This is a genomic window from Lascolabacillus massiliensis, from assembly GCF_001282625.1.
GTDB lineage: Bacteria > Bacteroidota > Bacteroidia > Bacteroidales > Dysgonomonadaceae > Proteiniphilum > Proteiniphilum massiliensis.
This window is the reverse complement of record NZ_CTEJ01000001.1, coordinates 942,902-967,878: the sequence shown is the minus strand read 5'-3', so window position 1 is coordinate 967,878 and position 24,977 is coordinate 942,902. Positions and strand designations below refer to the sequence as shown.

Here is a 24,977-nt window from a genome sequence, read left to right as displayed (position 1 = left end):
CTATCTCATATTTTATTTTCTAAATCTCGTGGAAATAATACTAATAAGTCGTGGAAATAAAAGCAACACTCCACCAATTAACCACATCCACCTGATATAGTCATCTAAAGTTTTCCAGGTAATAAGATCAAAACTTATGGCTTCATGTATTGTTGCCGAAACAGCAAATAGAGTACCTCCTACTATTTCTAATTTAGCAACTATAGATGCCTTTTTTACTCTCTCTTCAACTTTAATCTCTTCGGATTTGGTTAAATAAATCTCTTTATAGATAGTTTTCGACGGATCTGATCCATATCGATTATCACCTTTTGTTCCTTTCAGAAATAATAGTATAAAGTTTAAAAATGGAATTAATATCAACCACCCGGATCTGTTTATATCATGTATACGCCTTACCCAAACAGTAGTCATAGGTATCATCATTGCTAAAGGAAATATTAAAACCAAGAACTCCAGAAATGAATTTAAAATGGTTTGCTCTAAACTAAAATTGGATATAATCAGTAATACAATCCAAATGAAATATGAGACTAAAATGAAATACCAGAATTCAGAGCGACTTGCTCTTCCATTAAATTCTGTATATTTCTTCAGTGCATTCCAGTAATGCAAAAACATGCTGATTTTATTCGGTTTTATTTCAATTATTTCTTTATGTGGTTCCTCCTTTACGTTTACTTGAGTTGATATTAATTTCTTTTCTCTTGCAATCTCGGCCTTTAATATCATTTCTACTTCATAAGGATCATCTCCAAACTCTTGTGCTTTACGCCTTAAAAGTTGAATTTCTTTTTCTTCAAGATTACCCACAATAACCGCTGTATCAATATAAGGCCGTATTGCCTCTGAAACTCCAAGATACTTTTTATCTATGTTACTCATATATATTTTTCTGACGCACTTTCTAGATACTAAAATATAAAAAAAGGAGAAAGATACAGTAGTTGCAGGAAAAAAAATTAATTCATTCGTTTAATGATTTTATCCATTTTTTACCCAAATCGTAGTTAGCAAAAAAGGAAACTAAAATCCAAATATGAACCGTTGAGAATGGGATCAAGAAAAAATAAAAAACCCCGAACAAAACTGTTCGGGGCAGGAATATTTGTTTATTAAATTGGGTATTATAAACAATATTTCTTTATTTTGAGTAGCTTGCTTTTACAAACTCTGCATTGTTAAGATAGTCGTAACTTTCTTTTACACCATCAAGAGGAGTACCTGTGTATCTCTCAACTTCTACTACCATATATTTGGCACCTGCAACTTCTGCATTATTGTAGATAGCTTCAAAATCAACCTGTCCGCTCTTACCAATTTCCAGTTCATCCTTAATATGAAGTATTTCAAAGCGACCTGGATATTTATTCATGTAAGCAACTGGATCTTGGCCGCCTTGACCTACCCAATAAACGTCCATCTGATAGAATACTTTGTCTGGATCAGTATTATTAATCATGTAATCATACATCATTTCACCTTCAATTTCAGTAAACTCAAAATTGTGGTTGTGATATCCAAATCTGATACCTGCAGCATTACATTTTTCACCAATCTGGTTGAAGTAATCGCAATAAGCCTGAAGATCAACAAGTGTTTTTGGAGTAGGAATCCAAGCAACAACAAGATATTTCATGCCAGCCTCTTTATGAGCCTGAATTGCGGTATCCCACCATGCCCATGTTTCTTCCCAATTGGTATCAGCAGCTGGGTCTGCAAGGGGTCTTCCTGCATGTGAAGAAAGAACTGTCATTCCTGCGTCTTCAATTGATTTTTTGAAATCTGCCGGAGACATATCATAGAATTTTCCATCATTGTAACCAGCAGCTTCTACACCTGTATATCCCATCTCAGCAACAGCTGCGATTGTACCTGTATAATCAGCTTTTATGTCATCACGTACAGAGTAAAGCTGAATGTATATGTCTTTTTTGTTTTCAACAACTGCTTCCTGCTTTTGGCCCTGATTGCAAGCAGTAAAAATAAATAGGCAGCTCAGGAATAATGCACTTAGATAAGTAGAATGTTTTTTCATTGTAATTGAATTTAAAAAAAAAGAATATTATCGCAATTCAGCAATAATATTCTTTTAATTGTTTTTAGTCTAATATTTTAACTCTAATATTTTTAAACCAAACATCATCACCATGGTCTTGTAATCCGATATAACCTTTTCTATCAGGTCCGCCACAGTTATTTAGCAATTCAAATGCGAGAGGCCATTTGTCCTGACTGAACTTACTTGCCTGAAGCATGTCTGTCCACTGCTGAGTCCATAAATGATACTCAACAACATTTTCATTATTCTGTCCATGTACTACAGTACCTTTATAAACCATAATCTTTGCACTGTTCCATTCTCCGAATGGGTTCTGATTTTGAGGTACAGCTGGAATCATGTCATAAAGAGATGCAGACTGTCTGTTGTTATCCTTGCCTAATTTAGCATCTGGGTGGTTTGCATTATCCAATACCTGGAATTCAGGAGCAGAGATATAGATTGGTTCCATTCTCTCATTTCCATTCTCGTCGGTAGTACTGATTTCTTGTGCAAGATAGAAAATACCTGAATTTCCACCTTTAGAAACCTTCCAGTCTAAAAGAAGTTCAAAGTTCTGAAACTTGTGGCTGAAGATTAAATCACCTCCATCACCATCTTGTGCTTCACCACCACCTGAACCATTAAATTTTATAGCTCCATCCTCAATTGTCCATTTGCCAGGAACTTTATCTTTTCCATAGCCTCTCCAACCGGTAAAATCTTTACCGTTGAAAATTACAATATAACCTTCACTATCAGTTTCGAATTGTGATAAATCCACCTCAGGATTATCAACTACTGTATATTGAGGAGTTCCACTTACATCTTCAGTACTTTCTGCTTCCTGAGATTTCTGTGCGCCTCCTCCACAAGCTGCAAACATTGTTGCAGCCATTAATGACGCTGCATAAAAAATTTTCTTCATAACTTCTTCAATTTAAATTATACTGGTTAATCATCTTCAAAAGAGAGGAGCGGCGTTAATATAACGCTACTCCCTCCTCATTAGTTGATTTATTACGGCATGTCTGGTAATTTCCAGCCGTTGTGATAAGTATGTTTAATCATTTCATTTGCGTACTCAACAGCATTAACAGGTTCTGTCCATGTTTTTGCAAATGTTGGGTGACCGTCTGTAATCTTGAAACCATCTTCGATGATTGTTCTTACAGTTGCATCAGAAGGAATATTAGTGAAACGCATATTTTCACCATCCCACTCAAGCTCCTGATTCAGTCCCTGAAGTCTTACAGCAAGAACTCCCATAACAACCATTTCATTGAAAGGACCTGCTTCAGAGAAAGGAGATGCTGTTTCAACACGATTTTCAGGAGATTCTTTACATGCACGTACCCAGTCCATTTCATGTGAAAGAGTAACTTCACGCTGAGTTTTTGGAGAGTTTGGTGTGCGACCTGATACTAACCATGGGTTAACACCGTAGCAACCACAAATCAATGTATCTTTAGTTCCGTGGAAAATAACACCACCACCCTGATCATTCAGGTTCTTTCCTGCAGGAACGCCTTCCGGACGCATTGGCTGAAGACCTCCGTCGTACCAGTAAACTTCTACTTCAGGCATAGCAACCTTAGGAAGATTTGGACGTGCAGGGAATGTAAATTTAACCATCTGAGCTGTAGGAGCGCAGTCAGTTAGAAGCATAGTTGAAGAAGCTTCTACTTTTGATGGGTAACCAAGGTTCAAACCTTTAAATACTGGATGTAAAATATGGCAAGCCATATCACCAAGAGCACCTGTACCAAAATCCCACCATCCGCGCCAGTTCCATGGGTGATAAATTTCATTGAAAGGACGTTTTTTTGCCGGTCCAATGAAAAGATCCCAATTCAATGTGGATGGCACTTTATGAGCTTCTTTAGGTGTCATTAAACCTTGTGGCCAAATAGGACGGTCTGTAAATGTTTCTACTTTAGTTACTTCACCAATCACTCCATCTGCGATCCAGTCGATTACCTGACGTACACCTGCACCTGATGATCCCTGGTTACCCATACTGGTAGCAACTTTATATTTCTCTGCCAGTTTGGTTAACAGACGAGACTCATAAACACTGTGTGTCAATGGTTTCTGAACATAAACATGTTTTCCCATTGTCATTGCATCAGCTGTAATGATAGCATGAGTATGGTCTGATGTAGCTACAACAACTCCGTCGATAGATTTGCCCAGTTCATCATACATACGTCTGTAATCGTAATACTTTTTAGCTTTTGGGTATTTCTCGAATACACGCTGACTATATTTCCAGTCCACGTCACAAAGACCAACGATATTCTCGCTTTGAAGGGCGTTCAGGTTTGAATTTCCCATACCTCCGATACCTACAGCAGCGATATTTAGTTTATCACTAGGTGCTTTGTAGCCCATGCTTTTTCCAAGTACCGATGAAGGTACTACAGTTAAGCCGGCAGCCGCAAGTGCTCCGGTTTCTAAAAATCTTCTTCTTGAAATGTTTGATGACATAAGTACTTTTTTTTAGGTTTCACTTATTGATAAATGTATATATTTTATACTATCTTATTTACAAATATTTAATCTATTTTTCAATAGTTTTCAGAGCATTAAAATAAATGTAATTCACTTATTTACCTTTATGGGACTACATTAGAAATACGCAATTTATATTTTTTCTTTTTCGCTTTTCATTAAATAGATGCGTAAAAGTAAGATAAATTAATTTGAAAACGAAATTTTAGGTGTAAAATTCACCCATTATTACTTATTTTAATATCTGAGAAACTTTTGCAACAAAAAGCCCCGGCAATACCGGAGCTTTTATGTATTATTATTAATTACAATGATTATTGATTTCCTTCATAACCCGGATTCTGAATCAGATTAGGATTAGCCGCTAACTGAGTATGAGGAATTGGGTAAAGCTCTTTGCTTGGATCGTTACTTGGTTCATGATCCCACCAGCTTTTTGTAACATAAGCACCAAATCGTATAAGATCTGTACGTCTTTTACCTTCGAAAATAAGCTCTCTTCCACGTTCTTCCAACAGCTCATCCATAGTCAATGTAGCAGTTGTATACTGCTCTGCTGGCCAATCTTCTTCGGTAAATGCACGCTTTCTTACAGCATTAACCAGATCAACAGCTTCCTGAGTTGCAACACCACCATTTTTGCGCATGATTGCTTCAGCTTTATTCAAATAGATTTCAGATAATCTGTAAATCATATAGTGGTTCTCGTGATAATTATCTTCATCGAGTCTTCCAGCTTTATATTTATTGAATCTAGCTCCACTGTTTTCTTCACCTTCTGCCATGCTGCCTTCACTTGTAAAGTCACCTTCACTCTCTCTTCTGATTGAGTTCACATATACAAGTGGCTCACCATTATACTCTTCAGTTCCGAGGATAGGTTCTCCTGAATCTATATCATACTGAGGTCCGAATAGGAACCATTCCTTTTTACGAAGGTCATTATCCTGATATGCATCAAATGCAGTAGGTATAACAACAAATGCATTCCAACCAGAGAAATCATAACCTAACGCTCTACTCATATTAGAGTATCCAAAGTAAAAGCCTCCCCAACCAAAAGAGAAACCACCCTGTTTACTGAAAGCAAATTGGAATAATGCTTCATCAGCAAATTTATTGGTATTAGAGAATGTCTCCAACAGATCATCAGCCAGCTTTGGTGTACCATTAACGCCACCTGCCTGACCGCTTATGATTTTATCACATGCAGCAATTGCTTCATCATACATTGGAGTACCAATATGATATTCTGCATTAAGGTAAAGTTCAGCCAACATTGCATAACCTGCAGTTTGTGATACCCTTCCCACCATTTCCTGTGAATAAGGAAGAAGTTTGGGCACATAAGTTTCAAGTTCCTGCTTTATGAAAGCAAATACTTCTTCTTTCGACTGTGTGGGAGGATTCTGTGGTTCACCAACAGTAGTAATGATAGGTACATTACCCCACAGTTCCATAATTTTCATATAGTGGAAAGCACGTAAAACATATAGTTCTCCCAATATAGCAGCCATTTCAGTATCAGAAATATCAATAGCATTATTGTCGATACTTTCCAGGTCCATTATCGCAGAGTTTACATATCCAAGACCTGTCCACATTAGAACCCAAGCATTACGCATACGGTTTTCATTTGCTGTCCAAGTGTGATAATGTTGTCTGAAGTGGTCACCTCCATCATATCCGTGTCTTCCTTTCTGTGGCCAGGCAACCTGATCTGAAGAAAGCTCAGCATGATAATAATAACCATTTTGTCCTGTTGGTGCTAACCATGCCTGCATATGAGTAAATGGCCTCAATGCAGCTTGTAAAACCTCTGTCCTATTATTATAGAAATTAGATTTATTCAGTTCACTGTAAATGTTCTCATCTAAGTCAGTACAGCTATTCAGTGTGAAAACCAATACCGCAGTGAGAAACAGAGCAATTCTATTCAGTATATTTTTTTTCATAGATTATTTATTTTTTTCTGTATGGTATTCATACTTATTAAAAACTAACATTTACTCCAATCGACCACGACTGTGTTCTTGGATAGTAATCTCTTTTGTCAACACCAGCTTCAAAACCTGTGTCCTGAAGTTCAGGGTCAACTCCTGAATAACCAGTTAAAGTAAGAATATTTCTACCTGTTACATAAAATCTTAGATTAGACACATAATCAGATTTCAATGGAACATTATAGCCTAAAGTAACATTATCTAGTTTAACGAAATCACCTTTTTCTAGATAGTAGTCAGAATACTGAGGATCATCGTTCAACTCATTATGCTTGGTAACAGCTGTTTTAAGCATATTATTTGGTAACCATTTTTTATTACCGAAATAAAGCTCTTTAAGATTAAGAATATCAAAGCCAAATTTACCTCTGAAAAGAAGAGTCAGGTCAAAATTCTTATATCTGAATGTATTATTAAGTGATGCTTGTACTTTTGGTACACCATTACCAATAATTTTAAGATCATCTTCCGAAATTTCAGAAGCTCTTGCAGTAGATCTATCTTTCTTATAGAACAACCACTTACCATCTTCATCAAAACCTGCAAATTCTTTACCATAGAAGTTACCTACTGCACCACCCTCTTCAAGTCTGAATGCCTCACCAAGGTTACCCGGTGAAGGTAATCCATAGAATGAAAGCCAGTTTGCTTTAAATACATCACTTGAAAGCTTTGTAAGTTCGTTTGTCTGGTAACTTGTTGCAAGATCGATATCCCAGCTGAAATCTTTATTATTGATAGCTACACCAGAAAGTTGAAGTTCAACTCCTGAGTTTCTGATTGAACCTACATTAGTATAGATGAAATCCCTTACATATGGTGGCTGTTGTGCATTGTAGTTATACAGCAAGTCTTTTGTATTTCTGTTATACAGATCCAAAGAACCGCTTATTCTTCTTTTAAATAATGCGAAATCAACACCAACATTTAGCTCCTGCTTCTGTTCCCAGCGAAGATCAGGGTTTGGGTTTCTTGCAGCACCATAAGTCTGATAGTAAACACCATTTTGTGGGTAAACACCACCTGTACTTAGAGTAACTAGCGACTGATAGTTAGGAATTCCCTGGTTACCAGTAACTCCATATCCTACTCTGAGCTTCAGTTCATCTATTGCATCAACATCATACATGAATCCTTCTTCCGAAATGGTCCATCCTGCCGATAATGCCGGGAAAGTACCCCATTTGTGGTTAGCACCAAAACGAGATGATCCTTCATGACGTACAATTGCTTGTAAATAATATTTATTATCAAATGAGTAGTTTACACGACCAAAGAATGCAACCAATGTATTGTCATTTTTGCTGCTTCCCATACCTGGACGTGGTAATCTGGTATTCTGTATTGCACTTCCGGCTCCAAGATTCCAATCCAAGAAAGCATCAGTTGTGAATCCATTATTATTAACATTAAAGCTTTCTTCAGTATTGTACTGATAGCTATAACCAACAAGTCCGGTTACAGTATGAACATCATTGAATGTTCTTCTATAATCTGTTGTTGCTTCAAATGTTTTGCTCCATGATAAATAGTTTGATTTAGAAGCATATCCCATTCCCTGGTAAGAAGAACCCGGTCTGTTATCCCAGTCTTTTGAAGAACGGTAGTATCTGTCGTTATAAGTATTGCGCAGATAAGAACCAAAACCTGATACCGACCAGTAATCAGTTAATTTAACCTGCAGGCGGACATCTGCTGATGTAGTTTGCTGATCTCTTTCTGATATCCTGTTAGCAAGACGAGAAAGAGGATTGTAGTTATTGTAAGCAGTTGTTTCATAGAAAGTTCCATCTTCATTATAAAGAGGAGCTGTAGGATTACGTTGAATAGCCTGCTCAAAATCACCTGTTCCACCACCAAGAAGGTTAGCCTTATTGAAATTGGTAGCAAGATTTAAAGACATTGTTAATCTGTCGTTAAGTCCTTTTTGATTAACATTAACACGTCCACCAAACTGTTCGCGAGAGTTTTCCTTAGCTATACCCTCCATATTACTATAAAATACAGATGCTCTATAGTTTGTATTTTCAGTTCCTCCTGAAGCAGCAAAATTGTGATATTGGCTTAGGTTGCTTTTATTAATCAATTCATCAAAAAGATCAGTATCAGCACCAAAATCCTGATTTTCATTAATTAAACCCTGTTTAATCAAATCTCTGAAACCAGCTGCATCAAAAATTTTCGGTCTCTCATTTAAAATCTCATGCTGTGCATAAGATGAATAATTGAACTGAGGTGCGCCAGCGCGACCTTTCTTAGTTGTAATTAAAATTACACCTGAGTTACCACGTGTTCCATAGATAGCTGCTGCAGAACCATCTTTCAGGATATTGAAAGACTCGATATCATCAGGTTGCAGAAGATCAAGACTACCTCCTGGAATACCATCAATAACGATTAGTGGAGTTCTTGTTCCTGACAAAGAAGCAATACCACGCAACTGAATATCCATACCTGAGTTAGGGTTACTGCCTCCAACACGTGTCATGTTTAATCCTGCTACCTTACCCTGAATAAGGTCCATAGCATTTCTTACTCCTCCCTGATTAAAATCAGCTGCAGTAATAGTCTCAATAGAAGAAGTAACTTCTCTTCTGTCCATTGTACCATAACCAACTACCACAACCTCATCCAATAGTTCAGTGTCTTCTGTTAAAGTGATGTTAATAATAGATCTGCCTCCAACCTGAACATTTTGATTCTGCATACCAACGTATGACACCTCAATAACACCATTGGACGGTACTCCGGATAAGGTATACTCCCCATCAATGTTTGTAACTGTTCCGTTAGTTGTACCCTGAACAAGGAGTGTTACTCCGATCAATGGCTCACCGTTCACATCAGAAACAACACCTCTTACGGTAACATTCTGTGCAAACAAACCTAGCGATAATACCCACACAAATGCAGATAAAATCACTCTCACATGAATAGTCTTAAGTTCTTTCATTCTTTAATTTTTAAGTTAAACGACAAAATAGTTTGAGTCACGAAAAATTCGAATTTCTCATGTATTTAATAAAAATTTTTTTGTATTATTTTCACAATATGAAGAAGTTTCACACAGTTTAGTTTACATATAGCTCCAAACGTTTATAATGGAGTAGTTTTAACACATTAAAACTGTTTATTCACTAATAGTATCAATTTTTCGCAGACAAAGATATAACAAAATTAATATAAAGCAAACTTTATTAAGTAAAAAGGAGCCAAAGAACCGACACTTTAACATTTAATGCTATTAATCTATTGTGATCTAATAAATTAATATTATTTAAAATCACACCCCTATATTATTTATGTAAATAATATGATAATAAATACTTGTTTATTTTTATATTATGTGTAACTTTATCACACACAAATAAGATATAATAAAGCACAATAATGAATCAAAACAGTTTTTTAGGTATAATAGAACAGAGTATTAGAAATAACTGGGATCTGCCTGCTATGACAGACTACGAGGGAAAGACTTTATATTACAGAGATTTCGCTCGTGAAATTGATAAACTTCATGACATTTTTAAAGTAGCCGGTGTACAACGGGGAGATAAAATCTCACTTTGCGGAAGGAACAGCTCTAACTGGGCTATAGTCTTTTTCGCAACACTGTCATATGGTGCTGTATCTGTAAATATCTTAAATGAATTTGATAAAAGCAGTGTACAGTTTATTGTGGATCACTCCGATTCTAATCTATTTTTTGTAGATGAAAGTATCTGGAGTGGAATTGATGAAACCAAAATTCCTAAAGCAGAAACTGTTTTCTCTTTGGATAATTTCTCATTACTGAAGTCTGTTTCAGATGACTTGAAACAATTTATTTCTAATGCTTCTGACTATTTTACTGAAAAATATAGTAAAGGCTTTTTTGTAAATGATATAAATTTCAGAACAGACAAGCCTGAAGAGCTGGCATTAATCAACTACACCTCAGGCACCACCAGTAGTCCAAAGGGTGTAATGCTTCCCTATAGAAGTCTATGGTCAAATACCAAGTTTGCAATGGAAAATGTGAATTTCCTTCTGCCCGGGGATAATGTAGTATGTATGCTGCCAATGGCACACACTTATGGTCTTGCATTCGAGATTCTGAATTCCATAGCAATAGGCTGTCATATCCATTTTCTTGGAAAAACACCTTCTCCAAAGATTCTTAAGGATGCATTTACAAAAACAAAACCCAAGCTGATTCTTGCAGTACCACTTATTATTGAAAAAGTTGTCACTAAGGTAGTATTCCCAAAACTGAAAAAAGGTTCAGCTGCTACTCTTAAGAAAATACCATTACTGAATGTTCTTGTATTTTCTAAAATACGTAAGGGGATGATTGAGTTTTTCGGAGACAATCTGGATGAAGTTGTTATTGGTGGAGCTGCTTTAAACAAAGATGTTGAAAATTTCCTGAAGAAGATAAAATTTCCTTTTACAGTGGGATATGGTATGACTGAATGCGGACCTCTCATTTCTTATGCTTACTGGAAAGAGTATAAGAAACGTTCTTCAGGTAAGGTTGTAGACAGAATGCAGGTTAAAATTGATTCAAGTGATCCTGAAAATGTTGTTGGTGAAATACTGACCAAGGGAAGTAATGTTATGCTTGGTTACTATAAGAATGAGGAAGCAACTAAAGAGACATTTACTGCTGATGGATGGCTAAAGACGGGCGATCTTGGTACTATGGATAAAGACAATTTCATCTTTATCAAAGGCCGAAACAAAAATATGCTTTTAGGTCCTTCAGGTCAGAATATCTATCCAGAAGAGATTGAAGAGAAGCTTAATAGCTCAGATTACATTAGCGAGGTCCTTGCAATTGAAGAGAATCATAAGATTGTAGCACTAATAGTACCTGATAAAGATGTGCTTGAGTCAGAAGGTGTAAAAGAAGAGCAGTGGAACTCTTTCTTCTCTAAAATAATTGATGATGTGAATTCCTCACTTCCTAATTATAGTCAGATTTCATCTTTCCGCATTCAGGAAGAAGAGTTTGATAAAACACCTAAAAGAAGTATTAAGCGATTTAAATATCAGAAGTAACGTATTAAAAAGTAAAATGATTGTTTTTTCGAAGTTTTACATTATTCAATTAAAGAATTTGTACTACATGAAAAAACAATCATTTTTTATTTTATATTAAAAATATCCCGTTTAATATTCGTCCCAGCTTTTAATCTGAACATCATCGAGATCCATTGTGCAAAATGCAGTAATAAATGCACTTGCCAATCTTGCATTTGTAATCAACGGAATATTGTAATCTATTGCACCGCGACGAATTATATAGCCGTTGGTTAACTCTCTGCGAGTAACATCTTTTGGAATATTTATAATGAGATCGAATTTCTTATCAGCTATCATTTTCTGAATATTGTTCTCTCCATCTTCATCAGGCCAGTTTACTTCGATAGCGTTTATGCCGTTATCAACGAGAAACTTCTGGGTACCGTGACTAGCATATAATTCATAATTCCTTTCTGCCAGTAGTTTACAAGCATCAAGCAGATCAACTTTTGATTTCATCTCTCCTGAAGAGATCAGAATTGCTTTTTCAGGAACTTTATATCCTACAGAAAGCATCGATTTTAGTATTGCTTCTGAAAAATCATCACCAATACAGCCAACCTCACCAGTTGATGCCATATCAACACCCAATACCGGGTCGGCATTCTGTAGTCTTGAAAATGAGAATTGCGATGCTTTAACACCAATATATTCAAGATCGAAGACTGAACTGTCCGGTTTTGTATAAGGTGCATCCAGCATTATTTTTGTCGCCGTTTCAATAAAATTCTGCTTTAATACCTTTGAGACAAAGGGGAAGGAGCGACTTGCCCTCAGGTTACACTCTATAACTTTGATCTCGTTGTTTTTAGCTAGATATTGAATGTTGAAGGGACCGCTTATATTAAGCTCTTTAGCAATCTGTTTTGAGATCTTCTTTACACGACGCATGGTCTCAAAATAGATCTTTTGAGCAGGAAATACCAGTGTTGCATCACCTGAATGAACACCAGCAAATTCTACATGTTCAGATATTGCATACTCAACAACTTCTCCATTCTTCGCAACTGCATCAAACTCGATCTCTTTTGCGTTCTGCATAAAGCTTGACACTACAACCGGATGTTCTTTAGAGACGCTCACAGCCATTTCCAGGAATGTACTCATCTGATCTCTGTCATAACAAACATTCATAGCAGCACCTGAGAGTACATATGATGGTCTGATAAGTAAAGGAAAACCAACCTCATCAATAAAAGCATCAATCTCTTCTTTACTACTAGCCTCTTTCCATCTTGGCTGATCAATGCCAAGCTCATCCAGCATGCCGGAAAATTTATGCCTGTTTTCTGCCCTGTCAATATCTGTAGGCTGAGTTCCGAGAATAGGAACATTTTGGCGGTAAAGCTTCATTGCCAGATTATTAGGAATCTGTCCTCCAACTGAAAGTATAACCCCCTTAGGAATCTCCACATCAATAACATCAAGCACTCTCTCGAAAGTAAGCTCATCAAAATAGAGTCTGTCACACATATCATAATCGGTAGAAACAGTCTCAGGATTATAATTTATCATTACTGAGTCATACCCAAGCTCACGAGCAGTTTGCACTGCGTTTACAGAACACCAGTCGAACTCTACAGATGATCCTATCCTGTATGCTCCTGAACCTAATACTATTACTGACTCCTTACACTCCTCTTTGTATGGAATATGTGGTTTAACTTCTCCATAGGTGAAATATAGATAGTTTGTTTTATCAGGATGGTCAGATGCCACAGTATAAATTCTGCGAATTACAGGAGTGATATTCAAACTTTTCCTGTGATTGCGGACTCGTATCTGCTCATTCTCCATATTACCATCAGGTTCCTCAATTAACCTTGCAATCTGGAAGTCAGAGAATCCAAGTCTTTTTGCTTCACGAAGTACATCTTCAGGAAGCTCCTCTATCTTGTTGTATGAAGATAAAACTTTGGAGTATTTATGAATATTTTCAAGCTTTTCCAGAAACCAGGGATCAATTTTGGTAAGCTCTTCAATTTGTTCAACACTATAACCTTTTTCAAAAGCATCAGCAATTGCAAAAATACGCAGATCGGTAGGTTTGGAAAGGGACTCTTCAATATTGTCGAAAGTGATCTCTCTGTTGCCAACAAAGCCGTGCATCCCCTGCCCGATCATTCGCAAACCTTTCTGTATGATCTCTTCAAATGACTGACCAATTGACATTACCTCACCTACTGACTTCATTGAAGATCCAATCTCGTGACTTACACCGTAGAATTTGTTTAGATCCCAGCGAGGAATCTTCACAATCATATAATCTACCTTAGGTGCTGTGTAAGCTGAGTTGGGTGTACCCATTTCACCAATCTGATCTAAAGAATAACCTAAGGCAAGTTTTGTAGCTACAAATGCAAGAGGATAACCTGAAGCTTTTGATGCAAGTGCAGATGAACGACTCAATCGTGCATTGATCTCGATAATCCTGTAATCATTTGTCTCAGCATTAAATGCATACTGTATATTACATTCACCTACTATACCAATGTGGCGAACAACTCTCCTGGCTACATCTTCCAATAGTTCAATCTGATCCTTACGAAGTGTGATAATAGGTGCAACAACAATACTCTCACCTGTATGAATACCCAGTGGATCAAAGTTTTCCATAGGTACTACAGTAAAGCAGTGGTCGTTTTTATCCCTAATCACCTCAAATTCAATTTCCTTCCAACCTTTGAGACTCTCCTCTACCAGTACCTGATTAGAGAATGAGAGTGCACTTTTACACAACTCAACAAACTCTTTCTTATTTGCACAGATACCTGAACCCTGTCCTCCTAATGCATATGCTGAACGGAGCATAATAGGAAAACCAATTTCATTAGCAGCTTCAAGAGCTTCATCGAGCGACTCAACAGCTCTTGATTTTGGCGTTTTTGCCTCAATCTCATCAAGTTTCTTCACGAACAGATCACGGTCCTCCGTAATCATAATCGCTTCAACGGAAGTTCCCAGTACCTTCACATCATACTTTGCAAGTATACCACTCTGGTAAAGCTCAGTTCCACAGTTTAATGCTGTCTGTCCCCCAAATGCCAGAAGTATTCCGTCAGGCTTCTCTTTTTGTATAACCTTCTCAACGAAATAGGGAGTTATAGGCAGGAAATAAACCTTATCGGCTACACCCTCTGATGTTTGTATAGTAGCAATATTAGGGTTTATTAATACTGTTTCAATACCCTCTTCACGCATAGCTTTAAGAGCTTGCGAACCTGAATAGTCAAATTCACCCGCTTGTCCGATTTTAAGGGCTCCGGAACCCAGTAGAATTACTTTCTTAATAGATTGATCCATTTATATTATATTTTCTGAAATATTAGTCTGCTTAATTAATCATAACTTAATTAACAGCCTGATTTTAATTATACTCTCCCCAATGTTTAATTTTAATATTATCCTGCGAGATTCTGCAGAAAGCTTTAATAAAAGCACCTGCAAGTCTTGCATTTGTAATCAGAGGAATATTATAATCAATTGCTCCTCGCCTGATTCTGTAACCATTTGTAAGCTCTCTTTCAGTCAGGTTTTTTGGAATATTTATAATCAAGTCGAATTTTTTATCGGCTATCATATCATTTACTTTCAGTTCTGCATTTTCATCATCAGGCCAGGCAACAAAGGTACTCTCTACCCCATTCTCTTCCAAAAACTTTTGAGTACCACCGGTTGCAAATAGATTATAACCATTTTTCCTGAGCAGGCGGCATGCATCAAGCAGTGCTACTTTTGACTTTGTACCTCCCGAGGATATCATAATATTCTTTTCAGGAATCCTGTAACCAACGGCCAGCATCGAAGTGAGCAAAGCATCATCAAAATTACTGCCAATAGCTCCCACTTCGCCTGTAGATGCCATATCAACACCAAGTACAGGATCGGCTTTCTGCAGTCGTGTGAATGAAAACTGAGGTGCTTTAATACCTACATAATCAAGATCGAAAGCCGATTTTTCAGGTCTCTCCACCATTATATCAAGCATCACTTTAGTTGCTAACTCAATAAAGTTTATTTTCAAAACCTTAGATACAAATGGGAAAGATCTTGATGCTCTCAGGTTACACTCGATAACTTTTATATCATTATCCTTAGCTAGGAATTGGATATTGAATGGTCCTGATATATTTAACTCTTTTGCGATTTTACGAGTTATCTGTTTTATTCGTCTTACTGTCTGCACATAAATCTTCTGAGCAGGGAACAAAATGGTAGCGTCACCCGAGTGAACACCGGCAAATTCTATATGTTCTGAAATCGCGTATGCTACCAGTTCACCATTCTGTGCTACAGCATCCATCTCAATCTCTTTAGAATCTTCAATAAATTCTGATACCACCACAGGATATTTGCTTGAAACTTCAGTAGCCAGGGTTAGGAATCTTTCCAACTCTGTTTTATTGGAACAGACATTCATTGCGGCACCTGATAAAACATATGATGGTCTCACCAGCAATGGGAATCCAACTTCATCAACAAACTGATGAATCTCATCAAGTGTAGTAAGCTCCTTCCATCTGGGCTGATCAATCTCAAGTCTGTCGAGCATAGAGGAGAACTTATGACGATCCTCTGCGTTATCTATACTTTTTGCAGATGTCCCCAATATATTGACACCGGAATTATCCAGTCTGACCGCCAGATTATTAGGAATCTGTCCTCCTACAGATACAATTACTCCATATGGATTCTCAAGCTCTATTATATCCATAACCCTCTCATATGAAAGTTCATCAAAATAGAGTCTGTCACACACATCATAATCAGTTGATACCGTCTCAGGATTATAGTTGATCATTACAGAGCGGTAACCCTCTTTACGTACGGTATTCAGTGCGTTAACCGAACACCAGTCGAATTCTACCGACGACCCTATTCTGTAAGCACCGGAACCCAGTACAATCACCGAGCGGTGGTCACCCAAGTACTTAACATCACTCTCTGCTCCATTATATGTCAGATATAAGTAGTTTGTCTGTGCAGGAAACTCTGCAGCTAAAGTATCTATTTGCTTAACGAATGGAACTATTCCAAGTTTCTTCCTGTATGCTCTTATATTGAGAGGACCATTTTCACTGATATTTTCTTTATAAAGAGCTTTAGCTATCTGATAATCTGAAAAACCTTGCTGTTTTGAAAGTCTCAGTAATTCGATAAACTTGTTAAGCTGATTATTTTGATTCTCATTATATTCATGAAGTTTACTATTTCCATTTCCAATAACTTCATTAATATCTGCATTCAGATCTATTCTTTCAGAATCCAGTTGTTCAAGCTGTTCGGCAGTGTCAACAATCTTGCGTAATTTATTCAGGAACCATCTGTCAATTTTGGTCAGATCATGTATCTGATCAACTGTATATCCCTTTCGGAAAGCTTTACTGATAACAAATATACGCTGATCTGTAGGCTCCCTTAAAGCCTTATCTATATCCGGAATTACCAGTTCTTTATTTTCCACAAAGCCATGCATGCCCAGACCAATCATTCTGAGTCCTTTCTGAATTGCTTCTTCAAAAGTGCGGCCAATTGACATAATCTCGCCAACCGATTTCATACTGGAACCGATCTCTTTTGAAACACCGCTGAATTTACCTAAATCCCAACGTGGTATTTTTACAACTATATAATCCAGTGCCGGTTCAAAGAAGGCACTTGTGGTTTTAGTAACCGAGTTTTTAAGATCGAAGAGTCCATAACCGAGTCCCAGTTTCGCAGCAACAAATGCCAGCGGATAACCAGTGGCCTTGGAAGCAAGAGCAGATGAACGGCTCAGTCGCGCATTTACCTCAATAACTCTGTAATCTTCTGATTCAGGGTCGAGGGCGTACTGAACATTACACTCTCCAACAATTCCGATATGTCTCACAATTTTAATTGCCAACTCACGAAGTTTATGATACTCGGAGTTGGTAAGGGTTTGTGAAGGAGCAACTACTATACTTTCTCCAGTATGTATGCCTAATGGATCAAAATTCTCCATATTGCACACTGTGATACAGTTGTCGAATCTATCTCGTACAACCTCATATTCAATCTCTTTCCATCCTTTTAAAGATTTCTCTATAAGTAGTTGGTCAGAATAATTTAATGCTTTTACTGACAGCTCTTTCAGCTCTTTTTCATTATTGCAAAAACCTGAGCCCAATCCACCAAGTGCATAAGCAGCCCTCACAATTACAGGATATCCGAGCTTTTCCGCTGCTTCAAGTGCTTCATTAGTAGTAGAAACAGCGTAACTCTTGATTGTCTTAACATCAATCTGATTGAGCTTCTTTACAAACAGATCGCGGTCCTCAGTATCCATAATTGCCTGCACGGGAGTACCCAGCACCTTTACACTATATTTTTCAAAGATACCCGACTTATACAGCTCTACTCCGCAGTTAAGTGCAGTCTGACCACCAAATGCCAAAAGAATTCCATCTGGATTTTCTCTTTCAATTACCTTCTCCACAAAATAGGGAGTTACAGGTAAGAAATATATTTTATCGGCCACACCTTCAGATGTTTGTACCGTTGCAATATTTGGATTGATAAGGATAGTTTCAACTCCCTCTTCACTTAGTGCTTTAAGTGCCTGAGAGCCTGAATAGTCAAACTCTCCCGCTTCACCTATCTTCAGGGCTCCAGAACCCAGCACCAATACTTTTTTTATATTATCTAAAATCTGATTTGTCATAAATCACAATAATTTTACAAACTCGTCAAAGAAATAGCGTGTATCATTTGGACCTCCATTTGCTTCCGGATGAAATTGTACTGAGTAAAATGGTTTTGATTTGTGCCTGATACCCTCATTGGTTCCATCATTCAGGTTAACATACCATGGTTCCCACTCTTTGCCTAAACCCTTATCATCTACTGCATACCCATGATTTTGGGATGTAATGAAACATTGATTACTCCCTACTCTTCTAACCGGTTGGTTATGGCTTCTGTGTCCATATTTAAGCTTATATATTTTTGCTCCGGCTGCTTTAGAAATCAACTGATTTCCCATGCAAATTCCGAATATTGGTTTATCACTATTCATCGCTTTGCGGATATTTTCAACTGTTGCTATACAGTGGTCAGGGTTGCCGGGACCGTTTGAAATCACTACACCATCAAAATCTATTGTATTGAAGTCATAATCCCAGGGCACACGTATCACTTTTACTCCCTGCTTAATAAGTTCTCTCAGAATATTTAGTTTGACGCCGCAGTCTACAAGTACTACCTTTTTTACTCCATCCCCATACTCAATTACCTCTTTACAGCTTACTTCTGCAACCAGATTTGTAAAATCAGGATTGTAAAAACCATCTTTACTTATGTTGACTTCTGCCTTGCTTGCATCTTTTGTTTTTTCTGAAACATGACTCTCATCAAAAACAATCTTTCCCAATAGTGAGCCTTCTTCACGAAGTATTTTAGTGAGTTTACGGGTATCTACATCGCAAATACCCGGGATATTCTCATTCTTAAGCCATTCTCCAAGGCTTTCAATTCCGTTCCAGTGAGAGTATTCAGAAGTATAATCCTGTATTATCAACCCTGAAGCATGAATATGTACAGATTCAAAAAAATCGGAAATTCCGTCTGTTTCGCCTTTGGCTGGAACTCCGTAATTTCCGATTATTGGATAAGTTAGTGATAATATTTGTCCTTTGTAGGAGGGGTCTGTCAAGCTTTCGGGATAACCTACCATTGAAGTACTGAAAACAACCTCTCCCGATGTCGGCTTTTCAGCCCCAAACGATTTTCCTTGAAAGACCATCCCGTTTTCAAGGATCAATCGCACCGGTGTTAATTTGTGCATAGTGCGAGTATTAATTTTGTTTGATATATACTATGTGATATTAGGGTACAAAGATAGAAAAAATATTTTGAAGTAATAGATAGTAATTGAAATGTAATAGCATTTAGAAGTTCTAAATTTTATTTATGCAAAAGATGATAAATTATAAAAAAGATCTTTTTTCCTGCTATGAAAACAATTATTTATTTTAATCATTATATTTGTAAAAAGCTTTTATATAAAACATTTCAATATTTGACAGTTATATAAACTTTTTCAGTATGATTTAAAATCATATATTTATAATCAAAAACCTAAAAAACAGGATTATGAAAAACTGGATTGTAGAATCTATAATTTTAGCGATCGCACTATTGGCGTTTGGAATTTTATTAAACAGAGGTATTAACAACTTTACAGATCGCGACCGCGTTGTAACTGTAAAAGGACTTGCAGAGATGGAGGTGCCGGCAGATAAAGTTATCTGGCCTTTGATGTATAAAGATCTGGGAAATGATCTGACAACTCTTTATACAAATATTCAAAGTAAAAATAGAACTATTGTTGATTTCCTGAGGTCGAACGGTATTACAGATGATGAGATAAGCATAGCTCCACCTGAAATAATTGATATGGAGGCTGAACGTTACCTTAACCAGGCAATTCAGTACAGGTATAATGCAACCTCTGTGATAACTGTTACTTCTAATAATGTGGATCAGATTCGCAAACTAATTTCGGAGCAGACAGAATTGCTTAAACAGGGGGTTGCAATAACAGGTGGTGATTATAGATATAATACATTATATGAATTCACAGGCTTGAATAGTATCAAGCCCGCTATGATTGAAGAGGCAACTAAAAACGCGAGGGAGGCTGCAGAGAAATTTGCTCTTGACTCCGGAAGTAAGCTGGGTAAAATAAGAAATGCATCTCAGGGGCAGTTTACCATTACAGACCGAGATGCAAATACTCCATATATTAAAAACGTGAGAGTTGTGACTACTGTAAATTATTATTTAAAAAATTAATTATTTATCATAGCGAGAATCGATTTCCCTCTTCTATAAATTTTTCGTATCTCTCTTTATTGAAGGTGTAGTAATATGCCCCCCTCCTGGAGTTTACTTTATCTTTCTCGTCAAGTTTGTCGAGAAGATTCATGTTGCTTAGCTTTTTCCTGAAATTGCGTTTGTCTAATTGCATTTGATAAATGGCTTCATATAGATCCTGTAGTTCAGTAAGCGTGAATTTTTCATCGAAAAATTTAAATACAATCGGCTGATTTGAGGCTTTATATTGCAAAAGCTTTATAGCGTCTTCTACCATTTTGTTATGATCAAAAACAAGCTTTGGCAATTTACTTACACTTAGCCATTTTGCATCATACTTTTTTGCAAGTGATGTATTGAAATTTTCGGAATTGACTAAAGCGTAGTAAGCAACAGAGACTACTCTACCACCTGAATCACGGTCTACATCACCATACGCACCAACCTGTTCCATATATATATCTTTGTGGCTTGTATAACGAAATAGTATTTTTTCAGCAGCTTGATCAAGACTTTCCCCATTTTCCATAAACCCACCCATCAGTGACCATTCGTTTTTCAAGGGTTCTACAGGTCTGCGGGTTAATAATACATTAAGTTCTTTATCTTGAAATCCAAAAATAATACAATCAACTGCAATGAGGAATTTATCATTGTTTTCGTAGTATGTTTGTAACATAGTAGGTAAGGTAAAAAAATTATGTTTAAAAAAAAGTTGGAAGCCGGAACAAATAGTAGCTCCAGGCTTCCAACTAAATTTTAGTTGATAAAATTATAGTTTGCGTGCACCGTCGCTGATAACAACGTCATACACTTTTGGTTCATGACCATACTTTTCTTTAAATTGTTTTTTTGCATCTGCAATAAATGAGTCGTACAACTCATCTTTTACAAGGTTAATTGTGCAACCGCCGAAGCCGCCACCCATTACTCTTGAACCGGTAACGCCATGCTCTTTGGCAATATCGTTAAGGAAATCGAGCTCTTCGCAGCTAACATCATAGAGTTTACTCATACCGTGATGGGTTTCATACATCTTTTGACCAACGGTTTCATAATCTCCCTGCTGAAGTGCATTACTTACATCAATCACACGTTGAGTTTCCTCTATTACATATTTAGAACGCATGTAATCTTCTTCCGAGATTTGATCTTTAACTTCATTAAGCATGTCCATTGATGCATCACGAAGGAATTTAACTTCCGGATGAAGTTTGCTTATAGTTGCAGCTGTATTTTCGCATGATGCACGACGTGCATTGTATGCTGAAGATGCTAGCTCATGCTTAACAAGTGTATCTAACAGAACTAGTTTATAGCCTTTCGGATTAAAAGGGAAATATTCATATTCCATTGATTTGGTGTCTAAACGAATAAGATGACCCTCTTTTCCAAAGATTGAAGCAAACTGATCCATAATACCGCACTTTACACCAACATAATTGTGTTCGGTGCTTTGACCAATGCGTGCAAGCTCAAATTTATCAATTCCCAGGTTCAGTAAATCGTTAAGAGCGAATGCGTATGTACTCTCCAGTGCTGCTGATGAAGACATACCTGCTCCAAGTGGAACATCACCTGCAAAAACAGTATCAAATGCTTTTACTGTGCCTCCTCTTTTTATTATCTCACGGCATACACCAAAAAGATACTTTGCCCAGCCTTCATTTGGAGCATCCTCCTCAATAAGACCAAATTCTGAGCTTTCGTCCAAATCAATTGCGTAAGCTCTTATTTTATCTGTACCATTGAATCTGATGGCAGCTATCATACCTTTGTCGATAGCTCCCGGAAATACAAAACTTCCGTTATAATCGGTATGTTCCCCAATTAAGTTTACACGTCCGGGGGACGTGTAAACTTCAGGGTTTTCATTATTGAATTTCTCTTTGAATATCTTAATTACTTGTTCTTTTGTCATATTTAATTTTTAAAGTTTAGGAAAAGGATCTAATCCTTATTCTGTTGCTCTTTTGTTTACTTTAGATCCTATTAGGCCGTAGAATAACAGATAAGCCAGTGCAGCAATAATTAACCAGTAACTAGAAATGTATCCTACAGCATCTGCAATGCCACCCTGGATTGCAGGAAGAATACCACCACCGCAAACCATAGTCATGAAAATACCTGCAGCTGCCGGTGTATATTTACCCAATCCTTCAACTGCAAGATTGAATATACTTCCCCACATAATTGAAGTACAAAGACCAACCAATACAAAGAACAGTGCATTGATAGGCACTTCGGCCAAACCAAATGAAAGAGCACCTTCAGCAGATCTTTGTAATACAGGAAGTTCAACAAGGTTGGTTGTTGGTGAGAAGATAGCAGCCAGAACCAGTACCAATCCCACTATTGAGAGAGAGCTGAGCATAGTCTTGCTTGACACCTTGCTTCCTAGTGATGCTCCAACCAAACGGCCGATTAACATAAGGAACCAGTATGTACCTGTAACAAATCCTCCGATAGTGGCACCTACAGATGGCATCTCTTCAAGCCAGTACAACATGATGTAAGGGTTACCAACCTCAATACCAACATAGATGAATATGGCTATTGCACCTAATACGAAATGTTTGAATTTAAGGGCACCTGACATCAGACTTCCCATTGATTCCTTTGATTCGGTAATGTGTGGTTCAGGAATATTTACTGACCATAATACAAAGAATACAACTGCAAATACGCCCATTGCAATATACATAACAGGGAATACATCGCTGATTCTTGCACTTACAGCATCACCAATAAGGATACCTACGAAAGCAGGTGTGAAAGTAGCCATCAATGAGTTGAAAGATCCACCAATTTGAATCAGCTGATTTCCTTTGTTACCACCACCACCTAATGTATTCAACATTGGGTTTACTACGATGTTTAATAAACACATAGAAAAACCTGCAATAAATGCACCAAGCAAATAAATAGTAAAGGCTAAAGATTCAGGTGAATGTCCTGATAGGAATTGCACTAATACTCCTATGAAACCTACAGCAACTGCAATAAGGGCAGTTTTCTTATAACCTACACGTTGCAATAGAATACCACCCGGTATACCCATTACTGCATAAGCAATGAAATTGGCAAGGTTTCCTAATAGTCCAAGGAAATTTGATACAGCAAACTGTTGTTTTAATACTAATCCCATTGGTGCGGCCAGATTGGTCACAAATGCGATCATTCCGAAAAGTGCGATCATCATAATAATTGGCACTATCCGATTCTTGTTTTGAGTAGTAGTGTTCATACTTTTAATTTAATTAATGATTTTATATTACTTTTTGACTAAATTTACACTTTTACAATTGCCTGTTTTATAGGTTCTTATTATCTTATTTTAAAGCATTACTCTACAGAAAATCTAAAATCTGTTCTTGAGCTAAACGTTTCCCCCGGCTCTAATATAACCGATGGATAATCAGGTTTATTTATGCTGTCGGGAAAATGTTGCGTTTCAAAACAGACAGATGATCTCTCAGGGTAATTATGACCATTCTTGCCAATGAAGTTTCCTGTAAGCCAGTTAGCAGTATATAGCTGAAGTCCCGGTTCCGTAGTATATATATCCATTCTGATACCGGTCTTGGGAGATTTGCAATAACCTGCAAAAGAAAACTCTTCTGAGCTATTCTTATTTAATACAAATGTGTGATCATATCCTTTACCAAATCTCAGTTGCTCGAAATCATCATTTATTCTTTTACCTATTTCAACCGGAGTTGTAAAATCCATTGGAGTATCCTTTACAGGTTCAGGATCTCCATAAGGAATTGCAGTGTTATCTGTAGGGAGATATTTATCTGCATTCAGCATAAGAATATGATCTCCAACATGAGGATCACCTTCGCCGGAAAGATTGAAATATGAATGATTCGTGAGATTGAGTATTGTGGTTTTATCTGTTTCAGCTTTATAATCAATTCTGAGTGTGTTATCTTCTGTTATAGTATATGTAACCCATACAGAAAGATTACCTGGGAATCCCTCTTCTCCATCAACAGAGAGATAATATAATTCAATGCTGTTTTCTGTGAGTTTTGTTACCTCCCATACAACTGAATTAAATCCTTTAATACCACCATGTAGGGAATTGGGACCGTTATTGACTGTAAGCTTATACTCTTTGCCATTCAGATAAAAAAGGCCGTTGGCAATTCGATTTGCTGTTCGGCCACATATTGCTCCAAAATAGGGTTCTTCTGAATCGAGATAGTCATTGATATTGGGATGTCCTAAAACAATATCCTGAAAAAAATCATCTTTATCCGGTACCATCAGTGATACTATTTTAGCGCCATAATTTGTAATCGTTACTTCACTTCCAACTTTGTTTGTTAGAATGTATAATCCGGTTTGCTTGCCATCTACGATTTTTTCAAAAGCTTCACCAAGCAAACCGGACTTGCTATACATTTTGTTCATGTTATTTTCTTGGTTTTTAAATTAAGATAAGGATGAAGATTGATTTTTTAAATTGGTGTAAAATTAACACAGTTAGTATTAACTACCTA

The 24,977-nt window shown here is 37.0% G+C and carries 15 protein-coding genes; 2 read left to right on the top strand and 13 right to left on the bottom strand.

Features of this window, described 5'->3' with window-relative positions:
- Positions 1 to 12: 12 nt before the first annotated feature.
- The 6 genes from BN1354_RS03920 to BN1354_RS03895 all read right to left on the bottom strand — a co-directional run bounded on the left by BN1354_RS03920 (position 13) and on the right by BN1354_RS03895 (position 9,511).
- The gene (locus BN1354_RS03920; RefSeq protein ID WP_052673149.1) at positions 13 to 885 is read right to left on the bottom strand and encodes a DUF805 domain-containing protein; all 873 of its coding nucleotides are present in this window, start codon (positions 883 to 885) and stop codon (positions 13 to 15) included.
- Between the two features lie 259 nt (positions 886 to 1,144).
- A complete protein-coding gene (locus BN1354_RS03915) occupies positions 1,145 to 2,038 on the bottom strand; it encodes a sugar phosphate isomerase/epimerase family protein (RefSeq protein WP_045089619.1) in 894 nt (297 codons plus the stop codon).
- Positions 2,039 to 2,102: 64 nt separating this feature from the next.
- On the bottom strand, positions 2,103 to 2,969 hold the full coding sequence (locus tag BN1354_RS03910) for a 3-keto-disaccharide hydrolase (protein WP_045089620.1): 867 nt from the start codon (positions 2,967 to 2,969) through the stop codon (positions 2,103 to 2,105).
- Between the two features lie 92 nt (positions 2,970 to 3,061).
- Positions 3,062 to 4,531 (bottom strand): Gfo/Idh/MocA family protein, encoded by a 1,470-nt coding sequence (locus BN1354_RS03905; RefSeq protein WP_045089621.1) that lies wholly within the window; start codon positions 4,529 to 4,531, stop codon positions 3,062 to 3,064.
- A 338-nt stretch (positions 4,532 to 4,869) separates the two neighbouring features.
- Positions 4,870 to 6,510, bottom strand: a complete 1,641-nt coding sequence (locus BN1354_RS03900; RefSeq protein ID WP_045089622.1) for a RagB/SusD family nutrient uptake outer membrane protein — start codon at positions 6,508 to 6,510, stop codon at positions 4,870 to 4,872.
- 37 nt (positions 6,511 to 6,547) lie between these two features.
- Positions 6,548 to 9,511 carry a SusC/RagA family TonB-linked outer membrane protein gene (locus tag BN1354_RS03895; RefSeq protein ID WP_045089623.1) on the bottom strand — a complete coding sequence of 988 codons (2,964 nt, stop codon included), beginning with the start codon at positions 9,509 to 9,511 and terminating at the stop codon, positions 6,548 to 6,550.
- Positions 9,512 to 9,948: 437 nt separating this feature from the next.
- On the opposite strand from BN1354_RS03895, the gene BN1354_RS03890 reads away from it, so the two are divergent.
- Positions 9,949 to 11,604, top strand: coding sequence for an AMP-binding protein (locus BN1354_RS03890; protein WP_053826275.1), 1,656 nt, complete (start codon positions 9,949 to 9,951; stop codon positions 11,602 to 11,604).
- A gap of 111 nt (positions 11,605 to 11,715) precedes the next feature.
- Here the strand turns inward: BN1354_RS03890 and carB (BN1354_RS03885) are convergent, their stop codons facing one another.
- The 3 genes from carB (BN1354_RS03885) to carA all read right to left on the bottom strand — a co-directional run bounded on the left by carB (BN1354_RS03885) (position 11,716) and on the right by carA (position 19,435).
- Complete coding sequence (gene carB / locus BN1354_RS03885) at positions 11,716 to 14,931, bottom strand: carbamoyl-phosphate synthase (glutamine-hydrolyzing) large subunit (protein WP_053826274.1); 3,216 nt, start codon at positions 14,929 to 14,931, stop codon at positions 11,716 to 11,718.
- Positions 14,932 to 14,995: 64 nt separating this feature from the next.
- Positions 14,996 to 18,301, bottom strand: a complete 3,306-nt coding sequence (gene carB / locus BN1354_RS03880; RefSeq protein WP_053826404.1) for a carbamoyl-phosphate synthase large subunit — start codon at positions 18,299 to 18,301, stop codon at positions 14,996 to 14,998.
- A 15-nt stretch (positions 18,302 to 18,316) separates the two neighbouring features.
- Positions 18,317 to 19,435 (bottom strand): glutamine-hydrolyzing carbamoyl-phosphate synthase small subunit, encoded by a 1,119-nt coding sequence (gene carA, locus BN1354_RS03875; RefSeq protein ID WP_053826273.1) that lies wholly within the window; start codon positions 19,433 to 19,435, stop codon positions 18,317 to 18,319.
- 308 nt (positions 19,436 to 19,743) lie between these two features.
- On the opposite strand from carA, the gene BN1354_RS03870 reads away from it, so the two are divergent.
- Positions 19,744 to 20,445: an SIMPL domain-containing protein gene (locus BN1354_RS03870; RefSeq protein ID WP_045089627.1), complete on the top strand. Its 702-nt coding sequence runs from the start codon at positions 19,744 to 19,746 to the stop codon at positions 20,443 to 20,445.
- Positions 20,446 to 20,452: 7 nt separating this feature from the next.
- Here BN1354_RS03870 and BN1354_RS03865 read toward each other — a convergent pair whose 3' ends face one another.
- The 4 genes from BN1354_RS03865 to BN1354_RS03850 form a co-directional block, all read right to left on the bottom strand.
- Positions 20,453 to 21,145, bottom strand: coding sequence for an NUDIX hydrolase (locus tag BN1354_RS03865; protein ID WP_053826272.1), 693 nt, complete (start codon positions 21,143 to 21,145; stop codon positions 20,453 to 20,455).
- Positions 21,146 to 21,238: 93 nt separating this feature from the next.
- The gene (gene galK, locus BN1354_RS03860) at positions 21,239 to 22,387 is read right to left on the bottom strand and encodes a galactokinase (RefSeq protein WP_053826271.1); all 1,149 of its coding nucleotides are present in this window, start codon (positions 22,385 to 22,387) and stop codon (positions 21,239 to 21,241) included.
- A gap of 36 nt (positions 22,388 to 22,423) precedes the next feature.
- A complete protein-coding gene (locus tag BN1354_RS03855) occupies positions 22,424 to 23,713 on the bottom strand; it encodes an MFS transporter (protein WP_053826270.1) in 1,290 nt (429 codons plus the stop codon).
- Between the two features lie 98 nt (positions 23,714 to 23,811).
- Positions 23,812 to 24,888, bottom strand: a complete 1,077-nt coding sequence (locus BN1354_RS03850) for an aldose epimerase family protein (protein WP_045089631.1) — start codon at positions 24,886 to 24,888, stop codon at positions 23,812 to 23,814.
- Positions 24,889 to 24,977 lie beyond the last annotated feature (89 nt).